Annotated in this window: 15 protein-coding genes and 1 tRNA gene; 12 read left to right on the top strand and 4 right to left on the bottom strand. The window is 38.6% G+C overall.

Annotation, left to right across the window (positions count from 1 at the left end; all coding sequences use genetic code 11):
* The first annotated feature begins 53 nt into the window (after positions 1-53).
* Positions 54-299 (top strand): cysteine-rich CWC family protein, encoded by a 246-nt coding sequence (locus AC1DUD_RS19220; RefSeq protein WP_477377285.1) that lies wholly within the window; start codon positions 54-56, stop codon positions 297-299.
* A 65-nt stretch (positions 300-364) separates the two neighbouring features.
* Here AC1DUD_RS19220 and AC1DUD_RS19215 read toward each other — a convergent pair whose 3' ends face one another.
* The 4 genes from AC1DUD_RS19215 to AC1DUD_RS19200 all read right to left on the bottom strand — a co-directional run bounded on the left by AC1DUD_RS19215 (position 365) and on the right by AC1DUD_RS19200 (position 2255).
* Positions 365-865, bottom strand: a complete 501-nt coding sequence (locus AC1DUD_RS19215) for an SRPBCC family protein (RefSeq protein ID WP_477377283.1) — start codon at positions 863-865, stop codon at positions 365-367.
* A gap of 23 nt (positions 866-888) precedes the next feature.
* Positions 889-1377 carry a VOC family protein gene (locus tag AC1DUD_RS19210; RefSeq protein ID WP_477377281.1) on the bottom strand — a complete coding sequence of 163 codons (489 nt, stop codon included), beginning with the start codon at positions 1375-1377 and terminating at the stop codon, positions 889-891.
* 123 nt (positions 1378-1500) lie between these two features.
* Positions 1501-1920 (bottom strand): VOC family protein, encoded by a 420-nt coding sequence (locus tag AC1DUD_RS19205; protein WP_477377279.1) that lies wholly within the window; start codon positions 1918-1920, stop codon positions 1501-1503.
* An 11-nt stretch (positions 1921-1931) separates the two neighbouring features.
* Entirely contained in the window at positions 1932-2255 is a 324-nt protein-coding gene (locus tag AC1DUD_RS19200) for an ArsR/SmtB family transcription factor (RefSeq protein WP_477377277.1), read from the bottom strand.
* A gap of 176 nt (positions 2256-2431) precedes the next feature.
* Between AC1DUD_RS19200 and kdsA the strand changes: the two genes are divergently transcribed.
* The 11 genes from kdsA (at position 2432) to murJ (ending at position 16246) form a co-directional block, all read left to right on the top strand.
* Entirely contained in the window at positions 2432-3208 is a 777-nt protein-coding gene (gene kdsA, locus AC1DUD_RS19195; protein ID WP_477377275.1) for a 3-deoxy-8-phosphooctulonate synthase, read from the top strand.
* A 24-nt stretch (positions 3209-3232) separates the two neighbouring features.
* Positions 3233-4168: a KpsF/GutQ family sugar-phosphate isomerase gene (locus AC1DUD_RS19190; protein ID WP_477377273.1), complete on the top strand. Its 936-nt coding sequence runs from the start codon at positions 3233-3235 to the stop codon at positions 4166-4168.
* A 109-nt stretch (positions 4169-4277) separates the two neighbouring features.
* A complete protein-coding gene (locus AC1DUD_RS19185) occupies positions 4278-5609 on the top strand; it encodes a nucleotide sugar dehydrogenase (RefSeq protein WP_477377270.1) in 1332 nt (443 codons plus the stop codon).
* Positions 5610-5818: 209 nt separating this feature from the next.
* Positions 5819-7222 carry an undecaprenyl-phosphate glucose phosphotransferase gene (locus tag AC1DUD_RS19180; RefSeq protein WP_477377268.1) on the top strand — a complete coding sequence of 468 codons (1404 nt, stop codon included), beginning with the start codon at positions 5819-5821 and terminating at the stop codon, positions 7220-7222.
* Position 7223: 1 nt separating this feature from the next.
* Entirely contained in the window at positions 7224-8021 is a 798-nt protein-coding gene (locus AC1DUD_RS19175; protein ID WP_477377266.1) for a helical backbone metal receptor, read from the top strand.
* 83 nt (positions 8022-8104) lie between these two features.
* Positions 8105-8186: transfer RNA gene (locus tag AC1DUD_RS19170), tRNA-Leu, on the top strand.
* Between the two features lie 63 nt (positions 8187-8249).
* Positions 8250-8768: a hypothetical protein gene (locus tag AC1DUD_RS19165; protein ID WP_477377264.1), complete on the top strand. Its 519-nt coding sequence runs from the start codon at positions 8250-8252 to the stop codon at positions 8766-8768.
* A gap of 451 nt (positions 8769-9219) precedes the next feature.
* A complete protein-coding gene (locus tag AC1DUD_RS19160) occupies positions 9220-10893 on the top strand; it encodes a capsule assembly Wzi family protein (protein WP_477377262.1) in 1674 nt (557 codons plus the stop codon).
* 164 nt (positions 10894-11057) lie between these two features.
* Positions 11058-13541 carry an SLBB domain-containing protein gene (locus AC1DUD_RS19155; RefSeq protein WP_477377261.1) on the top strand — a complete coding sequence of 828 codons (2484 nt, stop codon included), beginning with the start codon at positions 11058-11060 and terminating at the stop codon, positions 13539-13541.
* A gap of 5 nt (positions 13542-13546) precedes the next feature.
* Positions 13547-14626 carry a GumC domain-containing protein gene (locus AC1DUD_RS19150; RefSeq protein ID WP_477377260.1) on the top strand — a complete coding sequence of 360 codons (1080 nt, stop codon included), beginning with the start codon at positions 13547-13549 and terminating at the stop codon, positions 14624-14626.
* A 96-nt stretch (positions 14627-14722) separates the two neighbouring features.
* A complete protein-coding gene (gene murJ / locus AC1DUD_RS19145) occupies positions 14723-16246 on the top strand; it encodes a murein biosynthesis integral membrane protein MurJ (RefSeq protein ID WP_477377258.1) in 1524 nt (507 codons plus the stop codon).
* Positions 16247-16460: the final 214 nt, after the last annotated feature.

Genomic DNA, 16460 nt, shown 5'->3' with positions numbered 1-16460 from the left:
TCGACGGGCTCAGACTGACAGCCCCGAAGAGGCGCCGGATTTTAATAATTAGTATGACAAAGCACGAAAATAAACACTGCCCGCGCTGTATGGAACCTTTTGAATGCAAAGTGGGCAGTATCCTGTTGTGCCAGTGCCAGGGTATCAGCTTCACTGACCAGGAACGCGATTATATCCGCTTAACATACCCTGATTGCCTGTGCCGCAAATGCCTGATGGTTATGAAACACGAGATCAGTACTACCGCAGTTCAGGGGAAAATGAAAACGATACTTGAAGCAATCAAAAAGGGGACTTAATATTACAAGTTTTTGATTGTAACCAGAAGCTTAGCTTTAAGCTTTGCGCCTTCTGCTTTTAGCTTCTATGCAATTTCTCCGGCTTCAAACAGTTCATCCAAACGCCAGTGCGAATCGTTTACCCCACGCTCCATACCCGATTGCAGCATACCGTCACGATCTGCAACAGATTGGAAAACAGACTGTATGGTTACCCTGGTACGATTGCCGGGTAAGGCTTCAAATCTTGCCGTTTCGAGTGTAACATGGCCGCTTTCATGTAATCCTTCAAACTCAAATGTTTGGATAATTCTTTCCGGTGAGGTTACATCATGGATCACCCCATGAAAACCGTAGTCGTTACCGGCAGGGTCGGTATGAATATAGCGGTAATAGCCTCCGCTACGGCAGTCATATTTATCAATGTGCATTTTTAGTTCACGCGGGCCGAGCCATCTAACAATAAGATCAGGATCTGTGAAAGCTTTAAAAACAAGTTCGCGTGATGCTTCAAATTCGCGGGTTATAAAAAGCTCCTGTTTACCTGGTTCKGCTTTAATGCCGGTTTGATTTTTTGTGCTGATCATGGTGTTTTTATTTAGGTGATTGGTTAATCATTATCATAAGCTTCCTGCAAAAGCTTAATATCCATTTTGGTCATCTGCATCATGGCGCTCATGACTCTTTTGGCTTTTTCGGGATTGGTGCTATTGTAAAATAATTCGCTCATAATTTCGGGAACAATTTGCCATGTAACCCCAAACTTATCGTCCAGCCAGCCGCATTGACTTGTTTTGCCGCCGCCTGCAGGCAGGGCGTCCCACAAGTAATCAATTTCTTCCTGGGTTTTGCAGTTTACATAAAAGGAGGTTGCAGGCGAAAAATTGAACATCGGTCCACCATCCATGGCCAAAAAATGCTGATCTTCTAAGCGAAATGTTCCAACGATGATTTTGTGGCCGTTGCGGGCATCAGTAAGAGAGCTCAACTCACTTTCTGAATTTTTAAATACCGAAGTGTAAAATTTCAACGCCTCTTCAAGATTACCATTGAACCATAAAAAAGGGGTTACTTTTTGGGTTGCTTTAAATGTTGCCATTGGTTTTTGTTTTTAATTGGTTATAATTTGTTGCTTTTGATATCTCAAAGTTAGCAACAGTAGGAGGGGGCAATAGCGTGCAAAAACGACGAGATAAGGGGGCGTTAGCGACAAAATGATTTTCTATCCCCTTGGCATTTTTCTCATATCCATATAAAGTACATTCCAGCTATGACCGTCGGGATCGGTAAACAGGCAGCCGTACATCCAGCCATCCATTTCCCGGGACTTATGGTTGCTTTTACCGCCGGCTTCAATAGCTTTTTGAGCCAGTTCATCAACTTCTTCCTTGCTTTCGGCATCGATAGATAGCAGTACCTCTACGCCCTGGGCGGTATCGGCGAGGCCGCAGTTCTCTACAAAACCTTCAAAGGTGGCTTCGTCAAAAAGCATTACAGTAACATCTTTTTCGCCAACCTGCATCGCGGCAGAATTTGGCCCATTACCAAATTGCGAATTAAACCTAAAGCCGAGTTTGCTGAAAAACTCTTTTGATACATTTACATCTTTTACAGGCAGGTTGATCCAGAATTGCTTTGTCATAATTGTTGGTTTTATTGGTTATCGTTATTTTTTAATTCTTCAAGCAGGTTGTCAAGAGCGTCAAATTTTTCTTCCCAAACTTTACGGTAACGCTCCACCCATTGCGCAACTTCGTTAAGCTGTTTAAGCCGGGGTTCACAATATCGTTCGCGCCCCTGTTTTTTTATGGCTATAAGGCCACACTCGGTCAAAATTTTAATATGCTGTGATATAGCAGGGCGACTTATATCAAAATTATCCGCTATGGCGTTCAGGTTCATCGGCTTAAACGCTATCAGGTTAATGATATCCCTGCGGGTTGGATCGGCAATGGCTTGGAAAACATCTCTTCTCATCTAATTAACATGATATGTAAGTAATTGCTTACAAATTTATATGTAAGCAATTGCTTACGCAAATTTTTCTTAAGATTTTTATCAGTAGTGAAAGGTGGGAGAGTGGGTAGACAGACCGGTCTGTCTACTTCTCAAAAAAATCAGCATCTTTGTAGCTGATAATAGACCCTAACAATATGCTGTTTGAACAAATAAGCCAAAAAACGTTCTTTATTCTTGGTCCATGTGTAATGGAAAACCAGGAGTTATTATATACCGTTGCCGAAAAAGTGGCCGAAGCCGGGCAGAAATATAATGTCCCGGTGATCTTTAAATCGTCATTTGATAAAGCCAACCGTACGTCAATCCACTCGTATCGTGGTCCCGGTTTGGAAAAAGGCATGGAAATGCTTTTAAAAGTTAAAGAACGTTTTGGCTTACCTGTTACTACAGATATTCATGAACCATTTCAGGCTGCCATAGTAGCCGAAGTTGCAGATATATTGCAGATACCGGCATTTTTATGCCGCCAAACAGATCTGTTGGTTGCAGCTGCGCAGACAGGTAAAATTGTTAATGTAAAAAAGGCACAGTTTCTTTCGGGGCATGATATGTTTTATCCCGCCCAAAAGGTTATTGAAGCCGGCAACAACCAGGTAATATTAACCGAGCGCGGTAATATGTATGGCTATAATAATTTGGCTGTCGATTTCAGGAATATTTATGACATGAAGGCATTAGGTCATCCGGTTTGTATGGATTGTACCCATTCGGTTCAACGCCCTGGCGGAGCTGGCGGCAAAACAGGTGGCGATCGTACTTTTGTGCCCATGATGGCCCTTGCTGCAAAAGCTTTTGGAGCCGACGGCTACTTTTTAGAAACACATCCTGATCCTGACAACGCGTTGAGTGATGGCCCTAACATGGTTAAGCTTCATGATCTGGATAAAGTTTTAGCGCCGTTGGTTGGGTAAGTTTTTGTACGAGTGTCGGGATCTATGAAAGATATAGCAAAAAGGGTTTTTGATATTGAGATAGAATCGCTGCAACATGTGGCCGGTTTAATTGACGACGAATTTCCAAAGGTGGTTGATGTTATCCTTAAATCAACAGGTAAACTGGTTGTTATTGGCATTGGCAAATCCGGACTTATCGGCAAAAAGATCGCGGCTACACTGTCCAGCACAGGCACACCAAGTTTCTTTTTGCACCCGGGTGAGGCTTTTCACGGCGATTTGGGCATGGTAAGTTCTACTGACGTTGTTTTACTGATTTCCTATTCGGGTGAAACTGATGAAGTGCTAAAGCTCATTCCATATTTAAAATGGAATAAGAATATCATGATTGCCATAACTGGTAATCCCGCATCAACCGTTGCCAAAAACTGTAGCTATCATCTTAACATAAAAATTGAACGGGAGGCTTGCCCGCTTGAGCTGGCGCCTACGTCATCAACTACGGCGGCACTGGTTATGGGCGATGCCCTGGCCATAGCACTAATGGAATCGCGAAATTTTCAGCAGCATGATTTTGCCCGCTTCCACCCGGGGGGCAGTCTTGGGCGTAAACTGCTTGTAAAAGTTAAAGATCTGATGCGTACCGACAAGCTGCCTTTTATAAATGAAGAAGCTTCATTTATGGATCTGTTGCTGCGGATGTCTGAAGGTAGGTTAGGTATGGTTATGGTAGGTGATGCATCACGGATAAGCGGAGTTGTAACAGATGGCGACCTTCGCCGGGCATTGCTTAAACATCCGGACACCTCAACCTTAACCATAGCCGAAATCATGACTGTTAACCCGGTCATTATCGATGATAATGAATTTGTGGGCTATGCTGAGCAATTAATGCTTGAAAAGAAAATAACCACCTTACTTGTTGGTTCTGCACAAAGCCGGTCAATAACAGGTGTTTATCAGATTTATACAGCATAAAGTCAGTTTTGATCAGACAGGACTGCTTGTTCTTTAAACCAGGAGTGCGGGATTTGGTAATATTTGATTAACTTTACAGGTGTCTATCATATTCTACCGTACTAATTAAATGTCTGATCAATTAAGTCCGATCACTAATAAATTTCAGGCTCCTGCAAATATCCATATTGCTATAATAGGTCTTGGCTATGTTGGGCTACCCCTTGCTGTTGAATTTGCGAAAAAATATCCCGTAAAAGGGTTTGATATTAAACAAAGCAGGGTTGATGAGCTGAACAAAGCTTTTGACCGTACTCTTGAAACCAGCACCGATGAATTATTAACTGTTTTAAGTTTAAAAGACAGGGATAAAGGACTTATTTTCACCTCACAAATAGCGGAAATTGCTTCGTGTAATGTTTACATTGTTTCGGTACCCACACCGACAGATCAGCATAACCGCCCCGATTTGAGCTTGCTTATCAAGGCAAGTAAATCAATTGCAAGCGTATTGAATAGGGGAGATGTGGTTATTTATGAATCCACAGTTTATCCTGGTGTAACAGAAGAGGTGTGTGTGCCGGTATTGCAAGAAGAATCGGGGTTACAATATAACAGCGATTTTTTTGCGGGATACTCGCCGGAACGTATAAATCCGGGGGATAAGGTTCATACGTTAACTAATATTTTAAAAGTAACGTCGGGCTCAACACCCGAAGCTGCCGATTTTATTGACGGCCTGTATCAATCGATAGTAAAAGCGGGAACGCATAAGGCCCCTGCTATTAAGGTTGCTGAAGCATGTAAAGTAATAGAAAATTCACAACGCGATATCAATATAGCTTTTGTAAATGAACTTGCTAAAATATTCAATATAATGAATATAGATACCCATGCGGTATTGGCGGCGGCAGGTACCAAGTGGAATTTTTTGAATTTTAAGCCTGGCCTCGTAGGGGGGCATTGTACAGGGGTTGATCCGTACTACCTTGCAGCAAAAGCGCAGCAAATGGGTTACCATCCGGAAATTATATTGGCCGGGCGAAGGCTTAATGATGGCATGGGCAGTTACGTTGCACTTGAGGTTATTAAATTGATGGTTAAAAATGATATTGCGGTTAAAAATTCAAGGATCCTTGTGCTGGGGTTTACTTTTAAAGAAAATTGCCCGGATGTTCGCAATACAAGGGTAATCGATATCATTAAAGGTTTTGACGGCTTTGATGCAACCTGTGAGATATATGATCCATGGGCAGATCCGGATGAGGTAAAAAGAGAGTATGGGATCTTTACATTAAAGAACTACCAGGAATTAGGCGGCGCTTATGACGCTATTGTAATGGCTGTGGCGCATCGTGAGTTTTATGATATCGACTACAATGGCTTAAAGCACACCTCATCATCGGTAATTTATGACATTAAAGGTATTTTAAACAAGGATGTTGTAAACGGACGGTTGTAAATGTTGTTTTTACAATTATTTTTTCACATAAAATTCATTTATTTTTCACAGTTAACAGAGATTTCATTTTGAATAAATTTCATAATTCCTAATTTTGTGGCTGCGGAAATAATACATTTGTAACCGTGTCTCCATTTAATTATGACATTGTTATTTGTAAATAATTATAGTAATTTTAGCAGGGTTGCATACTACATAAGCACATATACATGATTCACAGATACGCTACTTTTATTAAAGCAGTGAACCTTACCATTGATTATATTATACTTAATATGAGCATGGTAATTTCTTACTTCATCGAAGACCGGTCATACATCTTCTGGATTAATAACAGAAAATACCTGCCTATAGTGTTGGTTTTTAACCTCATTTGGCTGTTAGCTGCAAATATTACCGGGCTATATGAACATGTACTTAATAAAGATTCAATTAAAACTTATCGCGGCGTAATCAAGACTTATTTGCTGTTTGTAAGCTTTATTTGTTTCACTATCATTATACTAATTGGTACTAACGCATATTTCATAACGCGTGAGTACCTCTTTTACTCGCTGGCGTTATTCGGTTTCCTGCTTGGCTTATGGAAGTTAATATTCCTGAGCATTCGTAAAAGCGACCGCGCGTCACTTATTGATACACGTACGGTTATTATTATCGGCGGAGGGCGCATAGGGTCAGATTTGCATAGTTTTTTTAAGCAAAATCCTGAACGGGGCTATAATCTTGTCGGTTTTTTTGATGATGGATTGAATAGCGTACTTGACAAAAGCCTTTATTTGGGTGGTACCAATGATTGTATAAGCTATGTGCTTAACAATAGAGTTGATGAAATATTTTGTACACTTCCAAATTCTGAAGCAGAAAAAATAGAGCAATTGATGCTCGATGCCGACAAAAACCTGATCAGGTTTAAGTTTATACCCGAATATTATGACTACGCTAAAAAGCCAACGTTTATACAAAGTTTCGGCCATATCCCGGTAATCTCGGTTAGGCCCGAACCTTTGGAGAATATGCTGAACCGTTCGATCAAGCGTTTATTTGATATCTGTTTTTCAGTGTTTGTTATCCTTTTTATCTTTAGCTGGCTATTCCCAATTCTGGCTATCATAATAAAGCTCGAATCAAAAGGACCAATCTTCTTTGTACAGGAACGCTCGGGCAGGGATAATAAACCGTTTAAATGCTACAAATTCCGTAGTATGCGGGTTAATCATGATTCGGATAAAAAACAAGCTACACGAGGCGATTCTCGCATAACTAAATCAGGGGCTTTTATCCGTAAAACAAGTATCGACGAATTACCTCAGTTTTTCAATGTGATACTGGGCAACATGTCTATAGTGGGCCCAAGGCCGCATATGATAAGCCATACTCAGCAATATTCGCAGCTTATAGATACATTCATGGTTAGGCATTTTCTTAAACCAGGTATTACAGGCTGGGCCCAGGTATCAGGCTTGAGGGGGGAAACCCAAACCACCCAGGCGATGCTTGAGCGTGTGGAGGCCGACGTTTGGTACCTTGAAAACTGGTCGTTCCTGCTGGATATGAAAATCATCTTCCTTACTGTATGGAACGTGTTTAGGGGCGAGAAAAACGCGTTTTAGTATGCCTGTATTCCGGGATCAGATGAACCGTACGGTTGAACTTTCCGGAATACCTAAACGGATCATATCCATTGTTCCTTCGCAAACGGAATTGCTATATTACCTCGGACTAAATATAGAGGTAATAGGCGTTACCAAATTTTGTGTGCATCCGGCAGATAAGCCTAAGTCAACAGCCAAAATAGGAGGGACGAAGCAACTTGATATTGAGAAGATCCGGTTGTTGGCCCCCGATTTGATTATCGCCAATAAAGAGGAAAACGACCGCTTCCTGGTAGAAGAATTGATGGATATCTGCCCGGTTTGGGTCAGCGATATCTCTGATCTTCATTCGGCTTTGGAGATGATTAAATGCATTGGTGATATTACCGATCGGTCGGAGCAGGCCACCATTCTTTGCAAGGAAATAAACAATCGTTTTAACGATATAAAACCTCCCTTAACTACATTAAAGGTTGCTTATCTCATATGGCGGAAACCTTATATGCTTGCTGGTAGGAATACTTTTATCGATTGCATGCTGCAAAGATGCGGGTTTAACAATGCGATAGAATCAGAACGTTACCCGGAGATTGATGCAGTTGGTTTGATAGATACCAATCCGGATCTTGTTTTTTTGTCATCAGAGCCGTATCCCTATACTCAAAAACATGTAGAAGAGTTTAAGGAGCTTTTACCAAATGCGAGGATAATTTTGGTAGATGGTGAAATGTTTTCCTGGTACGGCAGCCGGCTTTTGTATGCACCAGCATACTTTGAACAGCTAATAAGTGGGCTGTGGAAAATTAATTCCTACTAAATGAGCATGATAGCAAAAAAATGAAAATTATGTTTTTAAGTATAATATTAAACGCTATCTTTGCAGCCTGTTAAATCAGAAACGCGGAAGTGGCGTAATTGGTAGCCGCACCAGACTTAGGATCTGGCGCTTCACGGCGTGGGGGTTCGAGTCCCTTCTTCCGCACTCAGAAACCGGTCACATGTGATCGGTTTTTTTGTTTTATATTAATTCATAAATAGTTTTAATATGAATGAAATAACTACCCAAATAGATAAAAGCKATTATGTGGGGTATTATGACTTTTTGAATCTAAAAATTGATGGCGAATTTTTAGATGAGTTGTTAGAATTAAAATACCCAGGAGAAATGTACAAGGGTACTATACCTACTTTGCTTTTTGCGATGGAAATTGATGCAGAAAGTAAAATTGTTTGGAATAGAATTTTACCGGCGTTAAATTCTAAAAGTATTTGCCCGATTTTAATGTGCCCGGATGACTTGGACTTTTCTTGCATTATCGTAGTTGTCGAAGTTGAATGTCTTGAGGACATTGTGAAATGGAACAGGATGGGTTTGGATATTACAAAAGATTGGCAAGCAGAAAGTATTGGTTCAGAGGTGAAGTGGTTTGACAATGTACCTCCATATGAATTTTCGAAATCCGATTATTTAGCAATGATAAAGACTTTTGAGGTTCAATTTGAGGTAGATAAAACTGCTTGGGCTATCAGAAATGAAGAATATCAACAAAATAGCAAGTGTTAGTTTTATATTGCATTGACTATCAATGAAATATATCCAATGTGTTATAGTGTAATCCCATGTGATACAAAACAAAAAGAACCGATCAAATTTGATCGGTTCTTTTTGTTTTGTAGCTATCGTGACCACCGTGAATCCAGAAAGGTCGTCTCTATTGCTTTTTTAATATTTCAATCGGACATAGCATAAATAATTTCATCAATTGGAAGATCACTGTAATGTTTTGATAGAACCAAACGTATAAGTAATCAAATTGTAGTTTCTTTATTAAACTTTAAAAAACGTTTTGGAATTTAAAAAAAAAGCCGATAATTGTTGCTGAAATATCAGTTGTACAGATATAACATTGATTTAGGATTTATATACAAGTACTATGTCTCTGTTAATATTACAGAAAGATATTTTACTATTAACATTTGGTTGATTTATTAATTTCCTAAACCTTTCTTTTTTGATGAGCATTAATATAACTATCCGATCCTTATATATCTTCGTTTTATTGTGTCTTTCTATTTCATTAAAAAGCTATAGTCAAACAGTACCTGTTGGAAGTTACACTGAAGAGTTATTGCGCAGGGAACAGGTAGCGGGGGATACGGCTAATAAATCTTCATTTATCATCAGGCCCTTGGCTTCAACTATTGCTGATTCTACCCTTCAGCCGCTGATTGCCAGCCATCAATATATAAAGTTCAATTTCATGGGAGTGCCTTCAGGCCTGCGCATCCTGCCAGTTAATTGGTTAAATGAGTACAATGTAAGCCGCCCTTATGGTTACAATAACTCTTCATTATACCCAAACGCTGGATATCAAAGTATGCTTAGCGGCGGCTTTGTGTTAAAAGCCGGAATTTTGACCGTACAAGTAAAGCCCGAATTGGTTTACGCACAAAACAAAGGCTTTTCAACTTTTGCCGATGTTCAAGCCAATAATAATTCACCTTCACTTATGGGCGCTTACTTTATCCAGATAAATAGCATTGACGCCCCGGAACGATTTGGTACATCATCATTAAAGCATCTTTATCCAGGACAATCAAAAATTACTTTGGCTTATAAAAACATAGAAGCAGGTGTATCTACAGAAAATTTATGGTGGGGCCCGGGAATAAGAAATTCTATCATAATGAGTAATTCGGCACCAGGTTTTTTTCATTGGACATTTAATTCAACCAAACCGGTAAAAACTTTTATTGGTTCATTTGAATGGCAGATCATAGGAGGCAACCTGAAACAATCAGGTTTTGCTCCTGATGATGTAAGCAAATTAATATATGGAAGTAACTTATATAGCCCCAAGCCTAAAGTTTCGAGGTATATTTCTGCATACAGTGTCAACTGGCAGCCAAAATGGTTAAAGGGCTTATACCTTGGAGCTTCGGCTTATGACTATCTCGATAAGGATTCACTTTATCATAACAGAAACATTATTCGTAAAATAATTCCGGTTATTACAGGGTCTTCTGTTAAAGCTAACAACATCAACAATGGTCAAAATGGCGATCAGCAGGATTTTGCATACGCACTCAATATAAGGCAACTTTTGCCCTTATATAAAGCCGAAATTTACTTTGAATGGGCGCGTAATGATCGCGCTGGAAGCCTTTCTGATTTTCTGGAAGAACCCGAACATTCGGCGGCCTATACGTTTGGGGGGCGTAAACTGTTTGAACTTAGCAGGGGAGGGTTTATACAAATTAAATCGGAAATTACACAGCTGCAACGGGCGCCAACTTATTTGTTGCGAGACGAACCAAGCTGGTATGTACACTTACTGAGCCCAAGAGATGGTTATACCAATTACGGAAGATATATAGGTGCAGGGATCGGCCCGGGAAGCAGTAGTTTTATTTTTGATATAAGTTACCTTAAAAATGACAATTCTTATGGTCTCATGCTTGAAAGGCAATTGCATAACAATGATTTATACTACCAGGCTTTTACTGATGCCCGTATAAGTAACCTTCATTGGGTGGATCTTGCAGGTACATTTTATACCAATTTGAAAATTAAAAATTACCTTATCTCGGCCRAGGCCACACCGGTTTACACACTGAATTATGAGTACAAAAGCGGCTCAAGTTTTAACTTACATGCAAGGATTAACTTCACTTATTTTTTTAATTAATGAACCATTTTAGTCCTCATTTTTAGCATCTTGATAAAAGCGCCATTTATACTACGAATTAAAAAAATTACTTTACCCCCTAAAATGAGAAATTGGTTTACTTTTGCAGAAAATAATAGCATTTATTATGCGTATTATTTTTTTGCTCTGATGATTTTTTACATATGAACAAACTTCGCCTTCTTATATTATTAATTGCCTTGCTTAGTTTAGGAGCGGTTACTAATATCACTGCCCAAACCAATTTACAGAACATTTCTTCCATTAATGTCGACGATCTTTCAGACCAGCAGGTGATTCAACTGTTGCAACAAGCTCAAAAAGCAGATTTAACCGACACTGAATTACTGCAACAAGCCCAAAGCCGGGGGATGCCGGTTGCGCAAGTTCAAAAGTTAGATCTTCGCATAAAAAAGCTAAGAAATAAAAACAACGAATCGTCCAACAAGCAAGCCGATTCAACGCTTAACCAGCAGGGAAGGCAGCTCAATTATAAACCAGATTCGGCCGATTCAGTTTATAATAACAAAGATTTATTTGAAAGCCTAAAACCTAAAATTTTTGGTGCTGATATTTTTAAAAATAAAAACAGTTCATTTGAACCTAACCTTAAACTGGCTACCCCACTAAATTATATTGTTGGGCCTAATGACCAACTTAACATAAGCGTTTATGGCAGTTCATTAGTAAATTGGAAACTTGAAGTATCACCAGAAGGAAATATAAACATCCCTGGGGTTGGCATTTTAAATGTTGGTAGTAAAACTATTGAACAAGCCACTGCCTTAATTAAAAGTAGACTTGCAGCCAATAATTATGCTGTTGGCCGTGGTACAAGTGTGCAAGTTACACTCGGTAATATCCGCAGTATCCAGGTAATTATCATAGGGCAGGTAGCTAAACCGGGCACCTATACACTGCCCTCACTCGCTACCGTTTTTAACGCGTTGTATACAGCCGGCGGTCCTAACGATAATGGTAGTTTAAGGCAGATAGAGATCATCAGGAACAACAGGATTATCAGGCATCTGGATGTTTATGATTTTCTGTTAAAGGGCGACCAGAGAAATAATATTACCCTACAAGACCAAGATATTGTACGTGTACCAACTTACCGAACACGGGTACAGCTTGTTGGAGAAATCAAAATACCCGCATTATTTGAAGTTTTACCAGGAGAAAGTCTGGATAACATTTTAACTTATGCAGGCGGCTTTACCGATAGTGCGTATACCGCGAGGATCAAAGTATCGCAGGTAAGTGATCAGCAGCGTAAAATAACCGACGTATTAGAAGCTGACTATAAAAATTACATTCCGTTAAGAGGCGATAAATACACTATTGAGCCTATTATATACAGGTTTGAAAACCGGGTAGTGATAAAAGGAGCTGTTTTCCGCCCTGGGGATTATGAACTACAAAGCGGGTTAACACTATTGCAGTTAATCGAAAAAGCTTCAGGATTAAAAGAAGATGCTTTTACCGAACGAGGTACTGTTACCCGTTTAAAGCCTGACAATAGTACCGAAATAATCGGCTTTAATGTTAAAGATGTTATTAATAAAACAGTCAACGTTCCATTACAACGTGAGGATATCGTTAGCATCTCATCTATATTTGATTTAAGGGATAAGTATACGGTTACCATTAATGGGAATGTAAGAAAACCGGGGAAGTTTGCCTTTTCCGAAAGCATGAAGGTCGAAGACCTGATCTTAAAAGCAGGTGGCTTTGCGGAAGGCGCCAGTACAAACCGTATTGAAGTGGCGCGGAGGGTAACTGATGCTGACCCATCATCAAAAAACAGTTCGGTATCGCAGGTTTTTAGCGTGAATATTGATGGGAACCTGAAGCCGGCTGATGCTAATTTTGTGCTTACTCCTTTTGATATTGTTTCTGTATACAGCTTGCCAGGCTACGAAAAACAAAAAACGGTAAAAGTAGAAGGAGAGGTTTTATACCCTGGTTCTTACACCATTAAAAGTAAAAACGAAAAGATATCTGACCTGATTGCCAGAGCTGGTGGACTTACTGCCTCAGCAGACGCAGCGGGTGGTTCATTGAAACGCGATAATTTTGCAATATTAGGTATCGACAAAAATAAAACTGATACATTATCGATTAATGCAGAACGTTCGGCCCGAATTAACCGTTTAAAAAGGTCTTACAAAGACTCTACAAATAATGCTTCAGACACCACACAGTTAAGAAATAATTATGTAGGTATTGAGCTGGATAAAATCCTGAAATCACCAGGCTCTAAAACCGACCTGCTTCTGGAAAACGGCGATATTATAAGGGTGCCAAAACAGCAGCAGGTTGTTCGTGTTAATGGTCAGGTACTTTATCCGAGTGCCGTGGTATTTGATAGGTCAAAATCGTTTAACGATTTCGTTTCAAACGCTGGTGGTTACGGACCTGATGCCCTCAGACGCGGTGCATATGTAGTTTATCCAAATGGAACGGTAAAAGGTACACGTAAATTCCTATTCTTCAATAATCATCCTTCAGTTAAACCAGGTAGTGAAATATATGTTCCTAAAAAATCAGAAAGTAAAGGCAACACAGCCCAATCAATTTTAGGGTTTACTACAGGTTTGGCATCATTAGGAGCTATCATTTTAGGGATTTTAAGTTTGAATAAATAGTAAAAATGGATCAAAAGGTAGATTTTGTTAATGCAGAGCGGGAAATTTTTACAAGTGATATCGTTTCATCATTTAAAATAATTTCCGGGGTACTAAAAAAGTATTTTTTTATAATAATTATTGTCAGTTTAGTTGGTGGCTTAACCGGTTTTGTTTATGGATACTTAGCCCCGACAAACTATGTTGCAAAGCTTAATTTCGTATTGGAGAATGACAATAAAGCAGGACTTGGACAATATTCAAGTTTAGMTTCAATTGMCGGAATAGATTTAAATAATGGGGGCGGCGATATTTTTCAAAACGATAACATAATAGAGCTGTATAAGTCTCGATTGATGATTGAAAAAACATTATTAAGCAAGAGTAAAAATAACAGTTCACAGAAAAGTTTAATAGAACGATTTATCGCCGCAAATCACCTGAGGGAGAAATGGAGCAAGAAAAATGGATTAAGCAATATAAATTTTAATGGCGATCCCTCAACGTTTAATCGTCAGCAAGATAGCATAATCACTGATATTGTTAATTTATTCAATAAAAGCTATTTAAAAGTTTCAAAGCCGGATCGGAAATTAAGTATAATTGAGGTAAGTGTTACATTGACGGATGAGTTGCTTGCCAAAGACTTTGCAAACACTATAGCATCTAATGTAAATACTTTTTATATTCAAACCAAAACCAAAAAATTATTACAAAATGTAAATGTGTTACAACAACAAGTTGACAGTGTGCGAAATGTATTAAACAGGGCGATGTATGGCGTTGCTAATGCAGCGGATGCTTCGCCGAATGCCAATCCGTTAGTGTCTGTTTTAAGAGTCCCCTCTCAAAGAAAGCAAATTGACGTCCAAACAAGCTCTTCCATATATACGGAAGTTTTAAAAAACTTAGAGCTTACCAAAATACAATTGCGCAATGAAACCCCTCTTATTCAAATTATTGATAGTCCTGTTTTGCCATTATCAATAGTTAAGATAGGAAAATTGAAAGCCTTGGTTGTTGGGTTCTTTTTAGCTTTTGCAATTTCAACAACACTGATTTTACTGAAATTTTATTTTTTTAAAACAGTTTCCGCCAATAAATAAGTCATCAATTGTTAAATCAATCCTTAGATACACATATTAGCATTCAACTTATCGTGAAATTTACTGCATCTAATACAGCGAACATATAAATACGATATGCAGTCATCTTCAAAAACAAGCGCTGTCCTCTTTTTATTAAGATTAATAAGGACTTCCGTAGCTATATTTAACTTAGTGTTGTCTGCGAAATACTTTGGAGCAACTGTATCACGAGACACCTGGATATTGGCTTTTAACTATATCACTGTACTGAATTTAGCAGTTTGGGGACCACTTGATGAAACATTCAGAGCAAAGTATATCTTTATCAGAGAGTCGGAAAGCGAGGAAGAAGCACTAAGAAAAACTTCAGCATTATTTAATCTCACCACGTTTATAAGTTTCGTTATAGTTTTTGTAATTATTTTATTCCCTACGCCAATAGCCAAAACCGTGGCTCCCGCGTACTCCGGAGTAAACTTTGAAATGCTCGTTTACATGATTAGGCTGGTAGCCCCCATTTTTGTACTAACGCAGATCACTAAGATTTGGACAAGTATATTAAATGCTCATAATTCTTTTTATATACCCGAAATTGCGGGGTTTATATCTGCCGTAATCAATTTAATTTTACTGTTGGTTTTGGTACCGACGTTTGGAATATATTCCTTAGTGATATCTGCTTATGTAGGTTTATTTGTTTTAGCTGCAATGCTCATTTATCAAATAAAGTCACTTAAAATTCCTCTTTTTCGTTTACGTACAGGTAATTTATGGCAAATGGCCAAGCCGTTCATAATGTTCTCGCTTCCATTTTTCTTGCCTTACTTTTTTGGTCAAATAAGTGGTTTGGTAGAAAAGTCATTAACGAGTGTTTTGGGACAGGGGCAGGTTTCTGTGTTGGATTATGCTAAAAAGTTTACAGAAATACCATTAGGTGTATTAACCAGTATTTTAACAACTGTTTTAGTCCCTGTTTTATCAACCAATTATTCAAAATCACGAAATGATGAGTTTGTTAAAGAATTTAAACAAATGTTACAATTAGGATTAATAGCTTTATGTGTCCTGGTATCTATGCTGACTGTTTGCGCCCGCCCCATAGTTGAACTTCTGTATGCTCATGGCGCAATGACACAAGAGGCTTTAACCGAAATTGAGGCTCTAACAGGTGTTTATTCATTAGGTGCTATTTGTGTGTTCTTATATTTAATTTGTGGCATGGCGCTGATTTCGGTAACAAAGGGTAAGCTTTATGCATTTTCCGGTGTCATCGCACAGATCTTAATGATTATTACGAATATAGCCTTATATCGTTTTTGGGGAATCTATACATTTGCCTATTCTCTAATAATATCGCATTTTTTGGTAGCTGGTTTTATGTTTTACAAATTGCCGATACAAAGAAAAACACTGCTTATTTCTTTTGCCAAATATTTTGGCCTATTGATTGGAATTACAGCAGTTCTATCAGCCTTTAGTAAATTAATCCCTTCATCTGCCAATCATATATTGAGTATTATATTGCATTTAATAATAGTTTTTATTTTGCTTATAACGGCTATGTTAGCATTCAATTTAGATGAAAGCAGGTATTTGCGGTCGGTATTCGCGAGATTAAAAAGGGGAGAACAACAGTGAAAAGATTTTTGACGATCTTTCCAAGATGCGAAAATATCCATTTAACTAAAGACGTTGGAATGGTACCATATATGTTGTACAAAACATGTATGTACGATGCAACCATAGCAAGTTATAACAATGATGAATATCCTAATTTGAATTCAGAAGTAAAAGGACTTAAGCAATCRTTTATATCTAAAATTTTCAATAACAGGACAATAGATTCTTGTAT

It is taken from the genome of Mucilaginibacter sp. P4_A11 (assembly GCF_056402535.1).
The sequence above is the reverse complement of the archived record's forward strand: the minus strand, read 5'-3'. Positions and strand labels throughout refer to the sequence as shown.

Excerpts from the sequence above, each read along its gene's own strand:
- AC1DUD_RS19220 (WP_477377285.1), top strand. The coding sequence starts at position 54 with ATGACAAAGCACGAAAATAAACACTGCCCGCGCTGTATGGAACCTTTT.
- AC1DUD_RS19210 (WP_477377281.1), bottom strand. The coding sequence starts at position 1,377 with ATGGCAACATTTAAAGCAACCCAAAAAGTAACCCCTTTTTTATGGTTC.
- AC1DUD_RS19205 (WP_477377279.1), bottom strand. The coding sequence starts at position 1,920 with ATGACAAAGCAATTCTGGATCAACCTGCCTGTAAAAGATGTAAATGTA.
- AC1DUD_RS19200 (WP_477377277.1), bottom strand. The coding sequence starts at position 2,255 with ATGAGAAGAGATGTTTTCCAAGCCATTGCCGATCCAACCCGCAGGGAT.
- kdsA (WP_477377275.1), top strand. The coding sequence starts at position 2,432 with ATGCTGTTTGAACAAATAAGCCAAAAAACGTTCTTTATTCTTGGTCCA.
- AC1DUD_RS19190 (WP_477377273.1), top strand. The coding sequence starts at position 3,233 with ATGAAAGATATAGCAAAAAGGGTTTTTGATATTGAGATAGAATCGCTG.
- AC1DUD_RS19185 (WP_477377270.1), top strand. The coding sequence starts at position 4,278 with ATGTCTGATCAATTAAGTCCGATCACTAATAAATTTCAGGCTCCTGCA.
- AC1DUD_RS19180 (WP_477377268.1), top strand. The coding sequence starts at position 5,819 with ATGATTCACAGATACGCTACTTTTATTAAAGCAGTGAACCTTACCATT.
- AC1DUD_RS19175 (WP_477377266.1), top strand. The coding sequence starts at position 7,224 with ATGCCTGTATTCCGGGATCAGATGAACCGTACGGTTGAACTTTCCGGA.
- AC1DUD_RS19155 (WP_477377261.1), top strand. The coding sequence starts at position 11,058 with ATGAACAAACTTCGCCTTCTTATATTATTAATTGCCTTGCTTAGTTTA.
- murJ (WP_477377258.1), top strand. The coding sequence starts at position 14,723 with ATGCAGTCATCTTCAAAAACAAGCGCTGTCCTCTTTTTATTAAGATTA.